Here is a 1,752-nt window from a genome sequence, read left to right as displayed (position 1 = left end):
GTACGCTGATCGGGCTCGGTGGCTTCGCCGGCGCGGTCGGCGGCTTCATCGCGTCCAAGTCGCTCGGCGTGCTGCTCGACACGGTGGGCAGTTACCGGCCGTTCTTCGTCGCGTGCGGGGTGGCGTATCTGGTGGCGCTAATTGTCTTCCACGTGCTCAATCCACGGTATCATGCGGTGACCTTGCCGGAAGGAGCGCGACAATGATGGTGCCGCGCCTTGCGTCGGGGTGGAGCTAAGTCTTGGACTTGACCCTCTTCGTGGCGGATCGTAGATTGGTAGCGCTATCAATTAAGCTCGGTGACATCGCTTTGGGGAGGAGAGTGACGCTGCCTGCCGTCGATGGTCGCCCTCTTTCGCTGATGCGGCGTCTCGCCTCGATCGCCGTGGCCGCGGCGCTTTTGTCGGCCGCTCCCGCTGCAGTCGCAGCCCAAGCGTGCACCTGGCAGGCGGCCTGGTCGTCGTCGCAGCTGGCGCCCGCGGCAGACGCGCAGCTCGAGCCGGGCGGATGGCGCGACGCCACGCTGCGCCAGATCGTCCGCCCGAGCCTCGCCGCGCGGCGGGTCCGCGTCCGCTTCTCCAACGCCTTCGGCCGGGCGCCGCTGACGATCGATGCGGCGACGATGGCGCTCGCCGCCGCGCCAATGGGCGGTGTGGTGCGCGCCGCGACCGTGCGTCCGCTTCGCTTCGCCGGCGGCATCGCGGTGACGGTCCCTGCGGGCGCCGAGTGGGTTAGCGACGCGGTCGACCTCCCGCTGCGCGCCTTCGACGATCTCGCCGTCTCACTCCACCTGCCGGCCGAGCCTGACGGGCAGACCGCGCATCCCGGCAGCCGCGCGACGTCCTATATCGCTGCCGGCGACCAGACCGGGGTGGCCGAACTGTCGGGCGCCCGCGCGGTCGACCGCTGGTACTTCCTCTCCGGCGTCGACGTGGAGCGCTGCGCGGCTCCCGGCGGGGTGGTCGCGCTCGGTGACTCTATCACCGACGGTTACGGCGTCATCCCCAACAGCTACGCGCGCTGGACCGACGTGCTCGCGCGGCGGCTCGGCGGCCGCGTCGCCGTGCTCAACGCCGGGATCGGCGGCAACCGCGTGCTGCTCGATGGGCTCGGTCCGAGCGCCTTGGCACGACTCGATCGGGACGTGCTCGGGCAGGCAGGTGTGCGGCACCTCATCCTGTTCGAGGGCGTCAATGACATCGGCGTGCTCACCCGCGACGCGCCGGCCACTCGCGACCAGCATCGTGCATTGGTGGAAGGTGTGATCGCCGCCTTCGCGCAGATCGTCGCGCGCGCGCACGCGCACGGCATCATGGTGCACGCCGCCACGATCCTGCCGTTCGCGGGCAGCGCGTATTATCACCCCGGCGCCGAGTCCGAGGCAGACCGCGAGGCGATCAACGCGTGGCTGCGCGCGCCCGGCCACGTCGACGGTGTGATCGACCTCGACCGGCTGCTGCGTGACCCCGCGCGCCCGACCTATCTCGCGCGCCGCTATGATAGCGGCGACGGCCTCCATCCCAATGCGGCGGGGTATCGGCTGATCGGCGAGTCGATCCCGCTCGCCCGGCTTCGGCGTTGACGGCGCGAGCAATGATAACATCGGTCTGATCACATGATTTCATCCCGGAGCGAGCGATGACCCAGAGCACTACACCGCCGGCGCTGCGCAGCCGGGCGTGGTTCGACAATCCCGCGAACATCGACATGACCGCGCTGTACCTCGAGCGCTATCTCAACTTCGGGCTCAGC

Annotated in this window: 1 protein-coding gene and 1 pseudogene; both read left to right on the top strand. The window is 69.7% G+C overall.

Annotated elements, in window-relative coordinates:
- A pseudogene (locus tag K7957_RS20180) lies at window positions 1-206 on the top strand (MFS transporter); the annotation flags it as partial.
- A 116-nt stretch (window positions 207-322) separates the two neighbouring features.
- Entirely contained in the window at window positions 323-1,582 is a 1,260-nt protein-coding gene (locus K7957_RS20175; protein ID WP_343228485.1) for an SGNH/GDSL hydrolase family protein, read from the top strand.
- The last annotated feature ends 170 nt before the right edge of the window (window positions 1,583-1,752 follow it).

The sequence above is a fragment of the Sphingomonas yunnanensis genome, assembly GCF_019898765.1.
Taxonomy (GTDB): Bacteria; Pseudomonadota; Alphaproteobacteria; order Sphingomonadales; family Sphingomonadaceae; genus Sphingomonas; species Sphingomonas yunnanensis.
Note: the sequence above shows the minus strand (reverse complement) of the source record. Positions and strands in the feature narration are given on the sequence as shown.